This is a genomic window from Terrihabitans aquatilis, from assembly GCF_052542005.1.
Window position 1 is genome coordinate 294,536 of record NZ_JBOCUO010000002.1, and the last position, 16,854, is coordinate 311,389.

General features: G+C 65.7%; 18 protein-coding genes. 10 read left to right on the forward strand and 8 right to left on the reverse strand.

What is annotated here, in order from left to right; genetic code table 11:
• The first annotated feature begins 124 nt into the window (after positions 1–124).
• The 9 genes from ACQ6S1_RS07395 (at position 125) to ACQ6S1_RS07435 (ending at position 8,713) form a co-directional block, all read left to right on the forward strand.
• Positions 125–964: an ABC transporter permease subunit gene (locus tag ACQ6S1_RS07395; RefSeq protein ID WP_445040547.1), complete on the forward strand. Its 840-nt coding sequence runs from the start codon at positions 125–127 to the stop codon at positions 962–964.
• Complete coding sequence (locus ACQ6S1_RS07400) at positions 961–1,770, forward strand: ATP-binding cassette domain-containing protein (protein WP_445040548.1); 810 nt, start codon at positions 961–963, stop codon at positions 1,768–1,770. Before ACQ6S1_RS07395 ends, ACQ6S1_RS07400 begins: the two co-directional genes overlap by 4 nt.
• Entirely contained in the window at positions 1,763–2,329 is a 567-nt protein-coding gene (locus ACQ6S1_RS07405; protein ID WP_445040549.1) for a flavin reductase family protein, read from the forward strand. The genes ACQ6S1_RS07400 and ACQ6S1_RS07405 overlap by 8 nt, the downstream gene beginning before the upstream one ends.
• Before the next feature lie 20 nt (positions 2,330–2,349).
• The gene (locus tag ACQ6S1_RS07410; protein WP_445040550.1) at positions 2,350–3,345 is read left to right on the forward strand and encodes an ABC transporter substrate-binding protein; all 996 of its coding nucleotides are present in this window, start codon (positions 2,350–2,352) and stop codon (positions 3,343–3,345) included.
• Between the two features lie 4 nt (positions 3,346–3,349).
• Positions 3,350–4,177 carry an ABC transporter ATP-binding protein gene (locus tag ACQ6S1_RS07415; protein ID WP_445040551.1) on the forward strand — a complete coding sequence of 276 codons (828 nt, stop codon included), beginning with the start codon at positions 3,350–3,352 and terminating at the stop codon, positions 4,175–4,177.
• Complete coding sequence (locus ACQ6S1_RS07420; protein ID WP_445040552.1) at positions 4,174–5,016, forward strand: ABC transporter permease; 843 nt, start codon at positions 4,174–4,176, stop codon at positions 5,014–5,016. Before ACQ6S1_RS07415 ends, ACQ6S1_RS07420 begins: the two co-directional genes overlap by 4 nt.
• Positions 5,017–5,089: 73 nt before the next feature.
• A complete protein-coding gene (locus tag ACQ6S1_RS07425; protein ID WP_445040553.1) occupies positions 5,090–6,058 on the forward strand; it encodes a sulfonate ABC transporter substrate-binding protein in 969 nt (322 codons plus the stop codon).
• Positions 6,055–7,227 carry an FMNH2-dependent alkanesulfonate monooxygenase gene (gene ssuD / locus ACQ6S1_RS07430; protein ID WP_445040554.1) on the forward strand — a complete coding sequence of 391 codons (1,173 nt, stop codon included), beginning with the start codon at positions 6,055–6,057 and terminating at the stop codon, positions 7,225–7,227. Before ACQ6S1_RS07425 ends, ssuD begins: the two co-directional genes overlap by 4 nt.
• Before the next feature lie 31 nt (positions 7,228–7,258).
• Positions 7,259–8,713, forward strand: a complete 1,455-nt coding sequence (locus tag ACQ6S1_RS07435) for an FAD/NAD(P)-binding protein (RefSeq protein WP_445040555.1) — start codon at positions 7,259–7,261, stop codon at positions 8,711–8,713.
• Between the two features lie 14 nt (positions 8,714–8,727).
• Here the strand turns inward: ACQ6S1_RS07435 and ACQ6S1_RS07440 are convergent, their stop codons facing one another.
• Both ACQ6S1_RS07440 and ACQ6S1_RS07445 read right to left on the reverse strand, forming a co-directional pair.
• Positions 8,728–9,393 (reverse strand): methionine ABC transporter permease, encoded by a 666-nt coding sequence (locus ACQ6S1_RS07440; protein WP_445040556.1) that lies wholly within the window; start codon positions 9,391–9,393, stop codon positions 8,728–8,730.
• Positions 9,383–10,456, reverse strand: a complete 1,074-nt coding sequence (locus ACQ6S1_RS07445) for a methionine ABC transporter ATP-binding protein (RefSeq protein ID WP_445040557.1) — start codon at positions 10,454–10,456, stop codon at positions 9,383–9,385. The genes ACQ6S1_RS07440 and ACQ6S1_RS07445 overlap by 11 nt, the downstream gene beginning before the upstream one ends.
• 154 nt (positions 10,457–10,610) lie before the next feature.
• Here ACQ6S1_RS07445 and ACQ6S1_RS07450 point away from each other — a divergent pair, with 154 nt between their 5' ends.
• The gene (locus ACQ6S1_RS07450) at positions 10,611–11,417 is read left to right on the forward strand and encodes a MetQ/NlpA family ABC transporter substrate-binding protein (protein ID WP_445040558.1); all 807 of its coding nucleotides are present in this window, start codon (positions 10,611–10,613) and stop codon (positions 11,415–11,417) included.
• 39 nt (positions 11,418–11,456) lie between these two features.
• Here ACQ6S1_RS07450 and ACQ6S1_RS07455 read toward each other — a convergent pair whose 3' ends face one another.
• The 6 genes from ACQ6S1_RS07455 to ACQ6S1_RS07480 are packed head-to-tail and all read right to left on the reverse strand — an operon-like array spanning position 11,457 to position 16,789.
• On the reverse strand, positions 11,457–12,533 hold the full coding sequence (locus tag ACQ6S1_RS07455; RefSeq protein WP_445040559.1) for an NADP(H)-dependent aldo-keto reductase: 1,077 nt from the start codon (positions 12,531–12,533) through the stop codon (positions 11,457–11,459).
• A gap of 52 nt (positions 12,534–12,585) precedes the next feature.
• Positions 12,586–13,530 carry an amidohydrolase family protein gene (locus ACQ6S1_RS07460; RefSeq protein WP_445040560.1) on the reverse strand — a complete coding sequence of 315 codons (945 nt, stop codon included), beginning with the start codon at positions 13,528–13,530 and terminating at the stop codon, positions 12,586–12,588.
• Positions 13,527–14,027 (reverse strand): tetratricopeptide repeat protein, encoded by a 501-nt coding sequence (locus ACQ6S1_RS07465; protein ID WP_445040561.1) that lies wholly within the window; start codon positions 14,025–14,027, stop codon positions 13,527–13,529. Before ACQ6S1_RS07465 ends, ACQ6S1_RS07460 begins: the two co-directional genes overlap by 4 nt.
• Entirely contained in the window at positions 14,011–14,784 is a 774-nt protein-coding gene (locus ACQ6S1_RS07470) for an ABC transporter ATP-binding protein (RefSeq protein WP_445040562.1), read from the reverse strand. Before ACQ6S1_RS07470 ends, ACQ6S1_RS07465 begins: the two co-directional genes overlap by 17 nt.
• A 26-nt stretch (positions 14,785–14,810) precedes the next feature.
• Positions 14,811–15,650 carry an ABC transporter permease gene (locus ACQ6S1_RS07475; RefSeq protein WP_445040563.1) on the reverse strand — a complete coding sequence of 280 codons (840 nt, stop codon included), beginning with the start codon at positions 15,648–15,650 and terminating at the stop codon, positions 14,811–14,813.
• 59 nt (positions 15,651–15,709) lie between these two features.
• The gene (locus tag ACQ6S1_RS07480; RefSeq protein ID WP_445040564.1) at positions 15,710–16,789 is read right to left on the reverse strand and encodes an ABC transporter substrate-binding protein; all 1,080 of its coding nucleotides are present in this window, start codon (positions 16,787–16,789) and stop codon (positions 15,710–15,712) included.
• Positions 16,790–16,854 lie beyond the last annotated feature (65 nt).

Sequence of the window (16,854 nt, forward strand, 5' to 3'; positions counted from 1 at the left end):
CGACCGGCCCAATCAGACCACGTATTACACATCTTAAAACCGATGTTTATATATCAACCTTTTTGATAGTGGTTATTTGACAGTTGCCATTTTCTGGTGTGTAGATTGGTGCACCGGAGACGACATGAGCAACATCGCCCTTTCCGAGCATGCAGATACGCGGCGGCGCCAGCCGGTGCGGCTGCCTGCTTTTCTCGCGGGACGCGAATGGCTGGGATGGCTCATTCCTGTTCTCGCACTTGTCCTGTGGGAAGTGCTGTCCCGCACCGGCTTCATCGCGGGCAATGTCCTGCCCGCGCCCTCTGCCGTTGCCTTGGCTGGCTGGAGCGCGCTGAAATCCGGCGAGCTCGTCACCCACATGGCCGTCAGCACGCTTCGGGCGCTGGCCGGCCTCGTCGTGGGCGGTGCCATCGGCTTCGGCTTCGGCCTCGCCAACGGGCTGTCCGAGCTCAGCAACCGCCTCACCGATACCAGCCTACAGATGGTGCGCAACGTGCCCCATCTGGCACTGATCCCGCTCGTCATCCTGTGGTTCGGCATCGGCGAGGAGGCCAAGCTGTTCCTCGTGGCGCTCGGCGTCTTCTTCCCGATCTACATCAACACCCTGCACGGCGTGCACAGCGTCGATCCACAGCTGATCGAGATGGGCCGCGCCTACGGCATGTCGTCGCGCACGCTGTTTCGCCGCGTCATCCTGCCGGGGGCTCTGCCGTCCATCTTCGTCGGGCTCCGCTTCGCGCTGGGCGTGATGTGGCTCACGCTCATCGTGGCCGAAACCATCGCGGCGGAAAGCGGCCTCGGCCACATGGCCATGCAGGCGCGCGAATTCCTGCTGGTCGATGTGGTCGTGCTCGCCATCCTGATCTACGCCCTGCTTGGCAAGCTGGCCGATGTCCTCACCCATCTGGGCGAGCGTGCGGCCCTTAGCTGGCATCCGGCTTTCCAGGACGAGACCGCCCGATGAGCCTCACCGCTTACGCCGTGAGCCACGATGCGGATGCCAGCCCGTCGGCCAGGGAGAGCGGCGCCTCGGTCGATCTTCGCGGCGTCGGCCGCAGCTTCGGCACGAAGAACGTCCTCTCCGGCATCGATCTGCACATCCCGGCGGGCCAGTTCGTCGCCATCGTCGGCCGCAGCGGCTGCGGTAAGAGCACGCTGCTGCGCCTCCTGGCCGGTCTCGACCAGCCGAGCACGGGCCGCATCATCCTGGGCGACGGTGAACGAAGCGCCGGGTCCGCGCGCATCATGTTCCAGGAACCGCGTCTCCTGCCGTGGCAGCGCGTCCTCGCCAATGTCGAGATCGGCCTCGCGGGCGATGGATCGGCGCCCGATCAGCGCACACGCGCCCGGAATCTGCTGGCGGAGGTCGGCCTGCTCGACCGCGCCGGCGAATGGCCCTCGGTGCTGTCCGGCGGGCAGAAGCAGCGCGTGGCGCTGGCGCGTGCTCTGGTCAGCGGGCCGCGGCTCCTGCTGCTCGACGAGCCCCTCGGCGCGCTCGATGCCCTGACCCGCATCGACATGCAGGCCCTTCTCGAACGCATCTGGCGCGAGCAGCGCTTCACGGCCGTGCTCGTCACGCACGATGTCGCGGAAGCGCTGGCTCTGGCCGACCGCGTCATCCTCATCGATGGCGGCCGCGTCACTCTCGATCTCCCCGTTCCGCTGCCACGTCCCCGGCGCCGCGGCACGGCCGAAATCGCCCGTCTCGAGGGTCAGATCCTCGATCATCTGTTCGGTAAAAACACTCGGAGCGACACCGCTCATGTCTGATGGCGCACGCATTCTCCCCTTCCGCACCTCCGCGATCCACGACAGCGCCGAGGAAGCGTTGATGGACAGCGCGCTTTACAAGGGCGGCATGCGGCGGCTTGCGTCCGGCGTCTCCATCGTGACCACGGATCTCAACGGAACACGGCACGGAATGGCGGCCACCTCCGTCACCTCGGTCTCGGTCGATCCGCCGACGCTTCTCGTGTGCGTGGCCAACACCGCCTCGACCCATTCGCCGATCCACGAGACGGGCCGATTCTGCATCAACGTGCTGGGCGAGGATGACCGCGAGGTCGCCGAGCGTTTCGCAACTCAAAAGGACCGCCGCGCAAGGTTTGCGGGCCGCGATTGGGTGACGCTCGCCACCGGGGCTCCGGCCCTGTCGGGCTGCCTCGCAAGCTTCGACTGCGTGGTCTCACAGGAATTGGCGGCCTCCAGCCACACCGTGTTCTTCGGCCGCGTCGTGCACACGCGCCTGTGGGCCGAAACCATCGATCCGCTGCTGTTCTGGGACGGCGCGTTCCGCCAGCACACGCCCGCCCCCTCCTATTCCATCTGACCCTGCCTCAGGAGCCCGCCATGAAAGCCCTCGCAAAAACCCTGCTCGCTTCGGCCCTGATGCTCGGCGCGACCCTGTCGCACGCTTCGGCCGAGGGCACCATCCGCATCTCGGAGCAGTTCGGAACGCTCTACATTCCCTTCCACGTGCTGCGTGAGCAGAAGCTCATCGAGAAACACGGCAAGGAGCTCGGCGTCGATATCGAGGTCGAATGGCGCAAGCTCAGCGGCGGCAACGCCGTCAACGACGCGCTCCTGTCCGGCTCCATTGACATCGCCTCGGCCGGCATCGGCCCCTTCCTCACCGTGTGGGACCGCACCAAGGGCTCGGTGAAGATCATCGGCGCCTTCGGCGCGCAGCCCAGCTACCTGCTCACCAACAATCCCAACATCAAGAGCCTCAAGGATTTCGGGCCGAACGACCGCATCGCCACCCCGGCCGCCATCGTCTCGGTGCAGGGCCGCACCCTTCAGATCGCCTCCGAGAAGGAGTTCGGCGAAGGCGTGCACAACAAGCTCGACGCCAACCAGATCTCGCTGCCCCATCCCGATGCGACGAACGCGCTCCTCTCCGGCTCGACCGAGATCACGGCGCATCTGTCGAATCAGCCCTATCAGGATCAGGCCCTGAAGGACCCCAAGATCCACAAGGTCCTCAGCTCCTATGATGCGCTGGGCGGGCCGATCACGCCGACGCTCGCTTATTCCACGATCAAGTTCCGCGACGAGAACCCGAAGACCTATCAGGCCTTCCTGCGCGCCTTCCGGGAAGCCACCGAATGGGCCGGCACCCACCGCAAGGAAGCGGCCGAAATCTATGTGCGCGCCGAGAAGTCCAAGCTGACGCCGGAATTCGTGCAGGAAGTCATCGAGAACCCGGAGGTCAAGTTCACCACCGTGCCGCTGAACACGCAGAAATTCGCGGATTTCATGGTGAAGACCGGCGCCATCAAGACCAAGCCCGGCAGCTGGAAGGACTACACCTTCGAAGATCTGCACGACCAGCCGGGCAGCTGATCCGATGACGCTGCCGGCCCTGAAACTCGTGGCGAACGAACCGCACAGCGCCCCCGCCGGCCCGCTGGTGTTCGAGGCACGCGGCCTGACGCTCGATTACGAGACGAGCGCCGGCATCACCCGGGCGGTCGATCACGTCGACCTCACCATCGCCGAGGGCGAGCGGCTGGTGCTGCTCGGGCCTTCGGGCTGCGGCAAATCCTCGATCCTCAAGGCGGCGGCGGGCTTCCTGCATCCAGCCTCGGGAGAGCTTCTGGTGCGCGGTCGCCCGGTGACGGGCCCGGGGCCCGACCGCATCGTCGTGTTTCAGGAGTTCGACCAGCTCCTGCCCTGGAAAACGATCATCGACAATGTGGCTTTTCCTCTCCGGGTCGCGCGCGGGGTCTCGCGGCGCGATGCTCGTGAGCGGGCGCGGGAGGCACTGATGCGGGTCGGTCTCTCCCGCGCCCTCGATCATTATCCCCACACGCTGTCGGGCGGCATGAAGCAGCGCGCCGCCATCGCCCGCGCGCTCGCGGCCGAGCCCGACATCCTCCTGATGGACGAGCCTTTCGCGGCGCTGGACGCACTGACGCGGCTGCAGATGCAGGAAGACCTGCTGAAGCTCGCCAAGGAACTCGGCATCACGCTCCTGTTCGTCACGCACGCCATCGACGAGGCCGTGCTCATCGGCACGCGGCTTCATCTGCTCAGCGCTCATCCGGGCCGCACCATCGCCACCTTCGACACCTCGGACCTCGACGCCTCCGACGTCGGCACGCCGCCCTTCGACCGCGTGGTGCGTGAGGTGCACGATCTGTTGTTCGGCGCGGGCAAGGAGCCTCATCGATGACGGACGCCGTGCACACCAACGCGGATCCGCTGATCCGCCCCCGCACCGGCCTGTCCCGGCTCGGCCCGTTCTTCAATTCGCTGGCGGTGCGCCGCCTGCTCGTCCTCCTCATCCTGGTGGCGGCGTGGGAGATCGCGGCGCGCTACCAGAACAACCCGATCATGCTGCCGGGCTTCGTGGAAGTCGCCCGCGCTTTCTGGGGCGCCTTGCTCAACGACGGCCTTCTGTTCGCGGCGGCCGGCTCGCTGGGCACGCTGCTGAAGGGTTATTTTCTCGCGCTGCTCCTGGGCGTCACGCTCGTCTCCTTCGCCGTGGCCAGCCCCTTCCTGCGCGACGCCTTGCAGACCATCGCCGCCATGCTCAACCCGCTGCCGGCCATCGCCCTTCTGCCGCTCGCGCTGCTCTGGTTCGGACTGGGCGAGGCGAGCCTGCTGTTCATCCTCGTCAACGCGGTGATCTGGCCCTTCGCGCTGGCCGCCTTGGCCGGTTTCGAGGCCGTACCGGAGACGCATCGCCTCGTCGGCCGCAATTACGGGCTGCGCGGCGTGCGCTATGTGTCCCAGATCCTCATCCCGTCGGCTTTGCCCTCGCTGATCTCGGGGCTGCGCGTGGGCTGGGCCTTCGCCTGGCGCACCCTCATCGCCGCCGAGCTTGTCTTCGGCGTCAGCTCCGGCCAGGGCGGCCTCGGCTGGTTCATCTTCCGCGCCCGCAACGAACTCCTCACCGACGTCGTGTTCGCGGGCCTCGCGGCCGTCATCCTCATCGGCCTTCTGGTCGAGGCCCTGGTCTTCCGGGGGCTTGAGACCGTCACCGTCCGCCGTTGGGGGATGCTGCGCTGATGGCAAACGGAACGCCGCACGCCTCGATGTCGACATCGGCCGCACACACCAGCTTCTCGCAAGGGTCATGACCATGCCACACGTCACTCGCCGCTCAGCCCTCACTTTGGCCACAACGCTCGCTCTCGCCCTCGGCGCGACCACCCTGTTCATGGCGGCGCCGGCCAATGCCGCCGACAAGGTGGTCCGCATCGGCTACCAGAAATACGGCACACTCGTTCTGCTCAAGGGACGCGGCACACTCGAGGAAAAACTGAAGCCGCTCGGCGTCAGCGTGAAGTGGAGCGAGTTCGCGGCCGGTCCGCAGCTTCTCGAAAGCCTCAATGCCGACGCCGTCGACATCGGGCAGACGGGTGAGGCCCCGCCGATCTTCGCGCAGGCCGCCAGCGAAAATCTGATCTATCTCGCCGCCGAACCGCCAGCCCCGAAGGGCGAGGCCATCCTCGTTCCCGCCGACAGCACGATCCAGAGCGTCGCCGAGCTGAAGGGCAAGACGGTGGGCCTCAACAAGGGCTCGAACGTCCACTTCCTGCTGGTCGAGGCACTGAAGAAGGCCGGCCTCTCCTACAGCGACGTGAAGACCGCCTTCCTGCCGCCGGCCGACGCGCGCGCCGCCTTCGAACGCGGCTCGATCGACGCCTGGGCCATCTGGGATCCGTTCCAGGCATCGGCGGAATCCGCCATCAAGGCGCGCACGCTGACCACCGCCGAGGGCATTGTCCCGAACTATCAATTCTATCTGGGTTCGCGCCGCTTCGCAGACGCCAATCCCGAGGTGATCGACGCCCTGATCGAGGCCATCCGCGAGACGGGCGACTGGATCCAGAAGGACCCGTCGGCCGCGGCGGCCGAGCTTGCGCCCTCCACCGGCATTCCCGCGCCCGTTCTCGACATCGCCATCAAGCGCCAGAGCTTCGGCGTCAAGCCGCTGTCCGAGGCGGTCATCGCCGACCAGCAGAAAGTGGCCGACACGTTCCTCGAGCTCGGCCTCATCCCCAAGCCCATCAAGATCGCCGACGCCGTGCGAAAGGCCGGATCATGACCCTCGCCCCCGCTCAATCCGCGAATGTCCTGTGGTTCCTGCCCACCCATGGCGACGGGCGCTATCTCGGTACCCAGATCGGGGCGCGCCAGGTCGATCTCGGCTATCTCCGCCAGGTGGCCCAGGCCGCGGATTTGCTCGGCTATTACGGCGTGCTGCTCCCCACCGGGCGCAGTTGCGAGGACAGCTGGGTGGTCGCCTCCGCGCTCGCGCCGCTGACGAAGCGCCTTCGCTTCCTTGTCGCCGTGCGTCCGGGCCTGCAATCGCCGGCAGTCGCCGCCCGCATGACGGCCACGCTCGACCGCATCTCCGACGGGCGCCTGCTGATCAACGTCGTCACCGGCGGCGATCCCGTCGAAAACAGAGGCGACGGCATCTTCCAGCCGCATGGCGAGCGCTACGAGGTGACGCGCGAATTCCTCAACGTCTATTCCGCATTGCTGCGGGGTGAAACGGTGAATTATCAGGGAGAGCACATCCAGATCGAGGATGGCCGTCTGCTCTTTCCGCCGCATCAGGAGGGCGGTCCGCCGCTCTTCTTCGGCGGCTCCTCCGACGCCGCGATCGATGTCGCCTCCGAAACCATCGACAAATATCTCACCTGGGGCGAGCCGCCGAACGCGGTGGCCGAGAAGCTGGCCAATGCCGAGGCGAAGGTCCAGGCCAAGGGCCGAAATTTCACCTATGGCATCCGCCTCCACGTCATCGTCCGCGAGACGAACGAGGAAGCCTGGGCGGCGGCCGACAAGCTGATCGGTCATCTCGACCAGGAGACGATCGACGCCGCGCAGAAAGTGTTCGCACGCATGGATTCCGTCGGGCAGCAGCGCATGGCGGCGCTTCACGGCGGAGACCGCAGCCGGCTGGAGATCAGTCCCAATCTGTGGGCGGGCGTGGGCCTCGTGCGCGGCGGCGCGGGCACCGCCCTCGTCGGCGATCCCGAGACGGTGGCCGCGCGCCTCAAGGAATACATGGCCCTTGGCATCGACACCTTCATCATGTCCGGCTACCCGCATCTCGAAGAAGCCTACCGCTTCGCCGAGCTGGTGCTGCCCCTCCTGCCGCTGAAGCAACCGGTGCGGTCGCCCGAAGCCCGCGTGAACATGGGGCCGTTCGGTGAGATGATGGCCAACGCACTGGCACCTGAACGGCGGCAGGCGCAATCTTAGGGATCCAAGTCTTGTACGGAGGCCGTCGCCGATGAACGAATGGAGCGGACGAGGCGGGCGCCCGCACATCGTGATCATCGGCGGCGGCCTCACGGGCGCGGTCCTGACAATGAACCTCGCCTATGGCAGCCCGAGGCCGCTCGATGTCACCGTGATCGAGCCACGCGGCTGGGTCGGCGGCGGATTGGCCTATTCCACGTCCGATCCGGCCCACCGGGTCAACGTGCCGACGACCAAGATGAGCGTCTTCTCGCAGGATCCGGCCCATTTCGACCGCTGGGTGCGCGACAATCATGCCGTCGACGGCGATCGCGACGCCGAACTGCCCGACGGCCGCATCTTCCCGCGCCGCCTCGTCTTCGGCACCTATGCCCGCAGCGAATTGATGCGCAGCCTCGTCGGCACGAAGATCAATTTCAGCCATGTGCAGGATCGCGCAGTGTCGGCACAGCGAACGGGCGAAGGCTGGAGCGTCGAGGTCGCGCAGGGGGATGTGCTTGCGGCCGATCTCCTGGTGATCGCCACCAGCCATCCGCCGCCCGCGCCGCCCGCGATATTCTCCCGCATCGTGCCGCACCCCCGCATCGTTGCAGACCCATGGGCGAGCGATGCGCTTGGCGCCGTCCAGACCGGGAACGACGTGTTGATCGTCGGCACCGGGCTCACCATGGCCGATGTCGTGGCATCGCTGGAAAGGCGCGGCCATGAAGGCCGCATCATCGCCGTGTCACGCCGGGGTCTCACCTCACGAGGCCATTCGGCGGCGACGATCGGCCCCTACGGCGACTTCACGAACCCACCCCCGGCCACGGCCCTCGAGCTGTTGCTTCGCATCCGCACGGCCGTCGCGCAGGCCGCGGATCTCACCCTGCCCTGGCACAGCGTTCTCGACGCGGTCCGGCGGGATGCCTCTGCGATCTGGTCGTCCCTGCCGAGCGGCGAAAAGCGCCGCCTTGTGCGCCATCTGCGCCCGTTCTGGGATGTGCACCGTTATCGTGTCGCGCCGCAGATCGAGGCCGCCCTCCAGCGCCGCCGCGATGTCGGTGGCCTTGAAATTATCTCCGCCTCCCTCCGCGAGGTGCGCGACGCCGGATCACGGATCGAGGTCGACCTCTCCCTGCGGGGTCGAAAGGGCGGCACAAAGCGCACGATCTCGGTCGATCATGTCGTCCTGACCAACGGCCCGGGCCACGAATCCATCCTGAAGACCAACGGAGCGCTGAGCGCGCTCGCCGATCAGGGTTTCGTGCAGCCGGACGGCCTCGGCCTCGGCCTTCTGGTTGACGACGAGAATGTCGCGATCGGCGTCGATGGCCACCCTGTCGGGAACCTCCTCGTCGCCGGCCCGCTCGCGCGCGGCAAGGTCGGCGAGTTGATGGGCTTGCCCCAGATCACGCTGCACGCCGAGATGGTGGCGAAACACGCCCTGCTCTGGGCCGACGATTGGTGGCATCGCAACGGATTGCCGCTAGAAAAGACCGCCTGATCCGCCGGCGCCTCTCACCCTCGCCTGTGCCTTTTGTCGAGACGGCGCGCGATCAGATTGCCGACGCTCTGAATGCCCTGCACCATCACGATCAGCACGATGACGACGACGATCATCACCTCCGGCATGAAGCGCTGATAGCCGTAACGAATGCCGAGATCGCCGAGCCCGCCGCCACCGACGGTGCCCACCATCGCCGAATAGCCGACGAGGCTGACCAATGCGAGCGTCAGCGCCAGCGCAATGGCCGGCATCGCCTCGGGCAGCAGCACCTTGCGCACGATCTGGAACGGCGTCGCCCCCATCGAACGCGCGGCCTCGACCAGCCCCTGGTCCACCTCGCGGATCGCGCCCTCGACAAGCCGCGCGATGAACGGCGCGGCCGCGATGGTCAGCGGCACGATGGCTGCCTGCGTGCCGATCGAGGTTCCGGCGATCAGCCGCGTGAACGGGATGATGGCGACCACGAGGATGATGAACGGCGTCGAGCGGGCCGCATTCACCACGAGGCCGAGCATCAGATTAGCGGCCGGCAGCGCGAACAATTCGCCCTTCTGGCTTGTCGCCAGGAACACGCCGACCGGCAGCCCGATGAGCGTGCCCAGAACCGCCGAGGCGATGACCATGTAGATCGTCTGCCACGCGGCCCAGGCGATGAGCATCAGGAGATCAACGGACATAGCCGATCACCTCCGCGGCGAGACCGAGATCGCGCAGGGCCGTCAGGAAGCGCCCGTCCCGCTCCGGATCGGTGGGCAGTGACACGACGAGCGTCCCGAACGGACGGCCGCCGATCTCGTCCACCTGCCCCGACAGGATGTTGACGTCCAGGTCCTGCGTGCGCGCCAATCGGGTCAACACCGGCTGGGGCGCGTTCTCGCCGATGAACACGATGCGGATGAGAGTGGCGCCGCCGGGAATGGGGCTGTCGGACAGGCGCTCCCGCAGCCATGACGGCAGCACCGAGCCCGTCACGGTGCCAAGGAAGGACCGGGTCGTCCGATGCTGCGGCCGCGCGAAGATCTCGAACGTCGCGCCCTGCTCCACCAGCGCCCCGCGCTCCAGCACGGCCACGCGGTCGGCCACGGCTTTCACCACCGACATCTCATGCGTGATGAGCACGATGGTCAGGTTGAACTCCGCCTTCACCGTGCGCAGCAGGCCAAGGATCTGCTCGGTGGTTTCGGGGTCCAGCGCCGAGGTCGCCTCGTCGGAAAGCAGCACTTTCGGCCGATTGGCCAGAGCCCGGGCAATGCCCACCCGTTGCTTCTGCCCGCCCGAAAGCTCTGCCGGATAATGATGGCGGCGATCCGCGAGCCCGACGAGATCGAGCAAAGGCAGGATGCGCCCGTCCATCTGTGCCTTCGGAAAACCCGCGATCTCCAGAGGCAGCGCCACGTTTCCATAAACGGTGCGCGAGGACAGCAGATTGAAGTGCTGGAAGATCATGCCGATGGAACGCTGCGCATCCCGCAACGCACCGCCGGCAAGCACTGAAATATCCATACCCTCGACGACGACCCGGCCGCTGGTGGGCTGTTCGAGGCCGTTCACCAGCCGCAGCAGCGTGGATTTGCCGGCCCCGCTGCGCCCGATGACGCTCAGTATTTCGCCGGCCGCGACATCGAGGCTTATATCGTCCAGAGCCACGAACGCGTCACGGCCCTCCCGCCCCGGAAAAACCTTTCGGGCATTTTCGATGACGATGCGCGGCGGCACGTCGCCCGCGGACTCATCCGTCATGGCTTGCCCGGCTGTCGGCGGCGTGCCAATGCGCTTTAGAACATGAACTGAATGTCATTTATTTTCGTACTCAGAATAGATATGTATTTTTAACTCGTATAGGCTGCGCTCCTCCGCTGGAAGACGCACCTCGTGGAAGGGAATGGATTTCATCATGGCACGAAACGCCGGAAAGCTGACCGCGCTCGTTCTTACACTTGGCCTCGCTTTGTTCGCTAATCCCTTTTCCGCTCAGGCCGCCGAGCGCGTCCGCCTCGGCGTGATCGGCGGCGACGAGGAGCGGATCGCCGAAGTGGCGAAGGCCGCGGCTGCCAAGGACGGCCTCGAAGTCGAGATCGTCACCTTCTCCGACTACACACTGCCGAACGAGGCGCTCGCACGCGGCGATCTCGACGCCAACGCATTTCAGCACAAGCCCTATCTGGATGCACAGATCCAGGCCCACGGCTACAAGATCGTTCCCGTCGGCTTCACCATCGTGCAGCCGATCGGCTTCTATTCCCGCAAGCACACCAGCTTCAAGGATCTGCCCGAAGGCGCACAGATCGGCATTCCCAACGACCCCAGCAATGGCGGACGCGGGCTGATCCTTCTGGCGCAGAACGGCCTCATCAAGCTGAAGGACGGAACGGGCCTGCAGCCCAGCGTGCTCGACGTCACCGACAATCCGAAGAAGGTGAAGTTCGTCGAGCTCGACGCGGCCCTCATCCCCAACCAGCTCGCCGATCTCGACGGTGCGGTGATCAACACGACCTACGCGCTAGGTGCAAAGCTCGATCCCCGCAAGGACGCGCTCGTCCAGGAAAGCCGCACCGACAATCCCTACGGCAATTTCATCGCCGCGCGCGAAGAGGACAAGGACAAGCCCGCCATCGCCAGGCTGGTGAAGGCCTATCAGTCCGACGAGGTGAAAGCCTTCCTTAACAAGGAATTCGGCGGCGCCGTGCTGCCGGCCTGGTAAGCGAAAAGGTGGGCCGGAACGGTCCGGCCCACCGCGATCTCAGGGAGCCGGGTTCATATAGACCCGGTGCACCGCGTCGAACCGCTCTTCCAGCTCGGGCGTGATCGTCACGTCGGTCGATGCGATGTCCGCCTTCAGCTGATCCATGTTCGTCGCCCCGATGATGTTGGACGTGACGAAGCTGCGGGTGGTGACGAAGGCGATCGCCATCTGCGCCGGATCGAGCCCGAAATCCCGGGCAATATCGACGTAGAGCTTCACCGCCTCCTCGACCCCCGGCTTCTGGTAACGCTGGGCGCGGTCGAACAGGGTGGTGCGCGCACCGGCCGGCCGGGCGCCGTTCAGATATTTTCCCGTCAGATAGCCCTGCGCCAGGGGCGAATAGGCCAACAGGCCCACCTGCTCGCGCGCCGCGAATTCGGCGAGGCCGAGCTCATAGGTGCGGTTCAAGAGATTGTAGGCGTTCTGCACGCTGACGACGCGCGGCCCCTTCCCGAGCGCGGCGGCTTGGAGGAAGCGCGACGTGCCCCAGGGCGTCTCGTTCGACAGGCCGATGTGGCGCACCTTTCCGGCGCGGACAAGATCGTCGAGCACGCCCAGCGTCTCCTCGATCGGCACCTCATCCGGCACGGGCGCGACATCGCGGAACACGTTCTCCGCATCGGCAAACAGGGGCAGCACCCGGTCCGGCCAATGCAATTGGTAGAGGTCGAGGTAATCGGTCTGCAGGCGGCGCAGCGACCCGTCGATCGCCTCTGTGATGTTGGCGCGGTCGAGCTTCGGCGTACCGCTGGCCCGCATCCAGGTGCGATCGCTGCGGCCCGACACCTTGGAGGCCAGCACCACCTTGTCGCGGCATCCGCGCGCCTTCAGCCAGGAGCCAATGATCCGTTCGGTGGAACCTTGCGTTTCCGCGCGCGGCGGCACCGAATACATCTCGGCCGTATCGATCAGGTTGATGCCCTGGGCCAGCGCGTAATCGAGCTGTTCGTGACCCTCGGCCTCGGTGTTCTGCTGGCCCCATGTCATGGTGCCGAGCGCGATGGATGACACCGAAATGTCGGTGTTCCCCAGACGACGATATTCGAGCATGAAATCCTGCGGAAGAATGGACATGTGCAGGGCGCAAGGCCCCGCAGATCATGAGAGGAGGAATACCCTGATCCTATCAGGCGGGCGTGTCGAGCGCGAGAAGGCGGCGCGCGTTCAGATGCCCGATCTTCGATCGATCCGCGGCTCCGAGGCCCGCGTCGATCAACACCCGCTCGAGCACCTGCCGCACCGGCCCGCGACTGACGATCGGCCAGTCGCTGCCGGCCAACACATTGTCGATGCCAAGGATGTCGACCGCCGCCCGCACGAGCGTCGGCTGCAAGGTCATCGTGTCCACATGCACATGGCGGCGCAGAAGCCCGAGAAGATGCTCGTGCTCCGGCGCATCGTGCAGCCCGGCCGCCAGCAGAATGCCTCCGAACGCCAAAGCCGTCACCACGATCCGCAGATCGCCAAGTTGGTCGAGGCGGCCCGATCGCAGCAGGGCCACCAGGGCCGCCGCGTTCACCGTGCCACGCGCCAGCCGGATACCCAGAGAGCCGTAGGGCGCCAATTGTCCCGTGAGCGGCTGCGGATTGATCGGGTGCACGAAAACCGGAACGCGCAGATCGTTTGCGGCCTGGAGCGCCGGCAGGGCTTCCGGCGCATCGAGCAGCCGATCGCCCTTGGCGCTGTCCACGAACACGCCCCGAAACCCGAGTTCTCGCACCGCCCGTTCCAGCTCGCGCGCGGCGTTTTCGCCGTCGAACGCATCGACGCTGGCCAGCGGAATGATCCTGCCCGGATGACGCGCTGCCAGGAGCGCCAATTGATCGTTGATTCGGCGATAGACATCCGGCCCGGCGTCCGGATCGAACAGGGCCGTGGGCGTGTTGACCACCCGCACCGCAACATCCCCGCTCTCGATGTCCGCCAGCAGCATCCTCTCATCGCCGATGAGGCGGTGAATGGCCGTCCAGCGCGCCCGCTCTTCGTCACTTCCCCTCGGTTGGGGAAGCGCCCAGCCGGGATCGATGAAATGGGTGTGGAAGTCGATGACCGCGAAGTCCGTCACGCTCACGATGCACCCCGCACCGCTTCCGCCTCGGCCAAGGCCCTGCGCAGGATGTCGAGTTCGCGGCAGCCGGCGGGGCCGCACAGCAATTCCAGCAATTGCACGTTCTGCCGGGCCGAGTCGAAATCGCCGATCGCGAGAAAGAGCTCGCCCTGATACTCGATCGCCGGCCGGTGGGCGGGATCGTAATAGAGCGCCTGCTTGTACCATTTGGCCGCCTCGTCGTAGCGGCCGAGGTGGCGCAGGCTGTAGCCCAGGAGATTGTAGATGTCGGCATGCTGGGCGGTCTCGGAAACCTCCAGCAGGTCCTTCACCGCGATCTCGTACTCGCCCGAATAGATCCGCGCGCGGATGGCGGAGAGATCGGGAAGGTCCGACGAAGGCGGCGTGTCCACCGCGAACGCCGGCGCAAGCCCGATGAACACTCCGACGCAGGCCCGAAGCGCCAACCGGCCCACCGAGACCATCAGCCCCGCCGCAGACTGCCTAAGCCGCTTTGGCATGGCCATACTCGCCCATCTGTTCGAGGATCCGGCGCTTCAGATCCACGAATTCATGGCTCGCCCGGTCGCGCGGCGTCGGGATATCGACCGCGATGTCGGCCACGATGCGCCCGGGATTGGCGTTCATCACCACCACGCGGTTGCTGAGGTAGATGGCCTCGTCGACATCGTGGGTGACGAGGATCATCGTCACCTTCTCCGCCCGCCAGATCCGCAGCAATTCCTCCTGAAGCCGCAGCCGTGTCAGCGCATCGAGCGCGCCGAGAGGTTCGTCGAGCAACAGGATCTCCGGCTGGTTGACCAGACCCCGCGCGATCGCCGCGCGCTGCGCCATGCCACCCGACAATGCGTGCGGATATGCCCGCTCGAAGCCGTGAAGTCCGACGAGCGCGATATGCTCGCGCACTGCGCGCGCACGGGCGTCCGCCGAAAGCTTGGTGTTCTCCAGCCCCAGCGCCACGTTCTGCTCCAGCGTCAGCCACGGCAGAAGGCGATGGTCCTGGAAGACGATGCCGCGCAGCAGGCTGGTGCCCGAGATGCGGGCGCCGTCCAGCAGGATGTCGCCCTGGTAATTCTCGTCGAGGCCGACGATGAGGCGCAGCAGCGTGGACTTTCCGCAGCCGCTGGGCCCGACGATGCTGATGAATTCTCCCGGCGCGACGTCGAGGTCGACGTCGGACAGGACCTTCAGGATTCTTTCATCGCGGGGATAGCTCTTGCTGACCCTGCGGATATCGAGGCGACCGAGCTCGGCCATGGTGTTTCCTTTCGATGCGAGGGGGATCAGCCGTCGTAGCCCTGCTTCCAGCGCAGCACGTAACGCTGCAGCAGGAACATGCCGCGATCGATCGCGAAGCCGACGAACCCGATGATCACCATGCAGACGAGAAGCTGGTCGGTGAGCAGCAGCCCTTGCGCGCGGAAGATCAGGAAGCCGATGCCCTCGAGGCCGCTCAGGCCTTCCGCCACCACGACGAGCGCCCAGGCAAGCCCCGCCGCATAGCGCAGGCTGACCATGATGTTGGGCATCGCGCTCGGCAGGATGATGCGACGCACCATCTGGAAGCGCGTGAGCGTGAGCACGCGCCCCAGCTCGATCTGGCTCTTCTCGACATTTCGAATGCCCTGCAGCGTGTTGAGGAACACGGGGAAGAACACCGATTTGGCGATGACGAGCACCTTGGCGGGTGCGCCGATGCCCAGCCACAGCACAATCAGCGGAAGCCAGGCGATGCCGGGGATGTGCCGGATGGTGTCGAAGGTCGGGCCGAAGAATTGCTCCACCCGGCGCGACAGTCCGGCGGCGATGCCGAGGCCGACAGCCGCCACCGAGCCGTAGATGAAGGCCTGCCCGACGATGAAGATGCTCTCCAGGAAATCCTTCTTCAGGTCCTGCACGGTCAGCATGGTCCAGAACGCCTTCACCGTGGCCAGCGGCGTGGGCAGGAACACCGGCGCGATCCATTGGAACGACGTGGCGACCTGCCACAGCACCAATATGCCAAGCGGCAGGATCAGGCCGATGAAACTCCGTCCCCGGATCAGCCGGCCGAAGCGGGCCGAGACGGATTGAAGCGGCGAGCCGGCGAGTGTGGCCGGTCCCAGAGCTTGACTGTCGCTCATGATGTACCCCTCGGAGAAACGGAAACGACCGCCGGGCATGGGCTCCGGCGGTCGTCGGGTCAGTTGTAGATGGAGTACTCACCACCGGCGAAGAAACGGCCGTCCACGAACTGGTCGATCTGCTCGTCGCTGAGCCGGCGGTCGGTCAGGATGTCGTCGCCGTTCTCGATGTACCAGGCCTGGAATTCCTTGATCCCCTTGCGGGCCTTGTCGGCATCGCGTTCGCCGGCCATGAACTCGTAGCTCGACGGGTCGGTGATCTGGAACTTGGCGATGTTCACCGGCACGCGCGTGCCTTCGGCGATGATCTCGGAGGCTTCGTCGATGTTCTGGTGGATCCAGTCCTTGGTGCGCTCATGCGCGATCAGGAAGGCTTTCACCGCCTCCGGATATTCGTTCACGAAATCGCGCATCGCGAAATACGAGACGCGGCCTGCGCCGTTGACGTAGACGCCGTCATCCGGCGAACGGCCCACCACCTTGACCGAACCCGAGAGCCACAGGGCGGCGGCGTTGTTGACGGCGAGATGCGCGGCGGTCGCATCAATGGCGCCACTGAGCAACGCGGCATTGGTGGCTGCCGTGTTGTCGATAGACTGGTAGCGCACGCGGCCGGGCTTCAGACGTGAATCCAGCGGCAGCCCCGCTTTGTTCAGGATCTCGAACGGCGAGGTGAAATAGCAGCTGATACGGCTGCTCGCGAATTTCTTGCCCTCGAGGTCCTGCACCGAATTGATGGACGTGTCGTTGGCCCGCGCCAGGATCGGAGTGCGGAAACCGTTCGACGGCTCCGATTCCCAAACGATCACGGCATCGAGGCCGTTCGCCTTGTGGACGGTCGCCGGATAGATCATGCGCTGGGCAATGGCGATCGAGCCCTTGTCGAGCGCGGCGGATTCCGCGCCCACGAGCTCCGCCGTGCCGGAAGCGATGAGGTTGACCTTCGGAATGCCGACCTTGTCGAACTCTTCCTTCAGGAAGCCCTTGCGCTGCGCCACCACGGTCCACGGGCGGACCTGGAGATTGATGTAGGGAAGCGGTTCTGCGGCGGCGGCCGGGGCCACTTGGAAAGCACCTGCAAGCAAAGCAGCAGCGGCAAGCGACCGTCCGGCCCAGACCTGAATAGTGTTGAGGCCCATAGCGAACTCCGGGAAATATCTGAATGACAATAATGTTCAGATATACCAAGAACTTCGTCAACTAT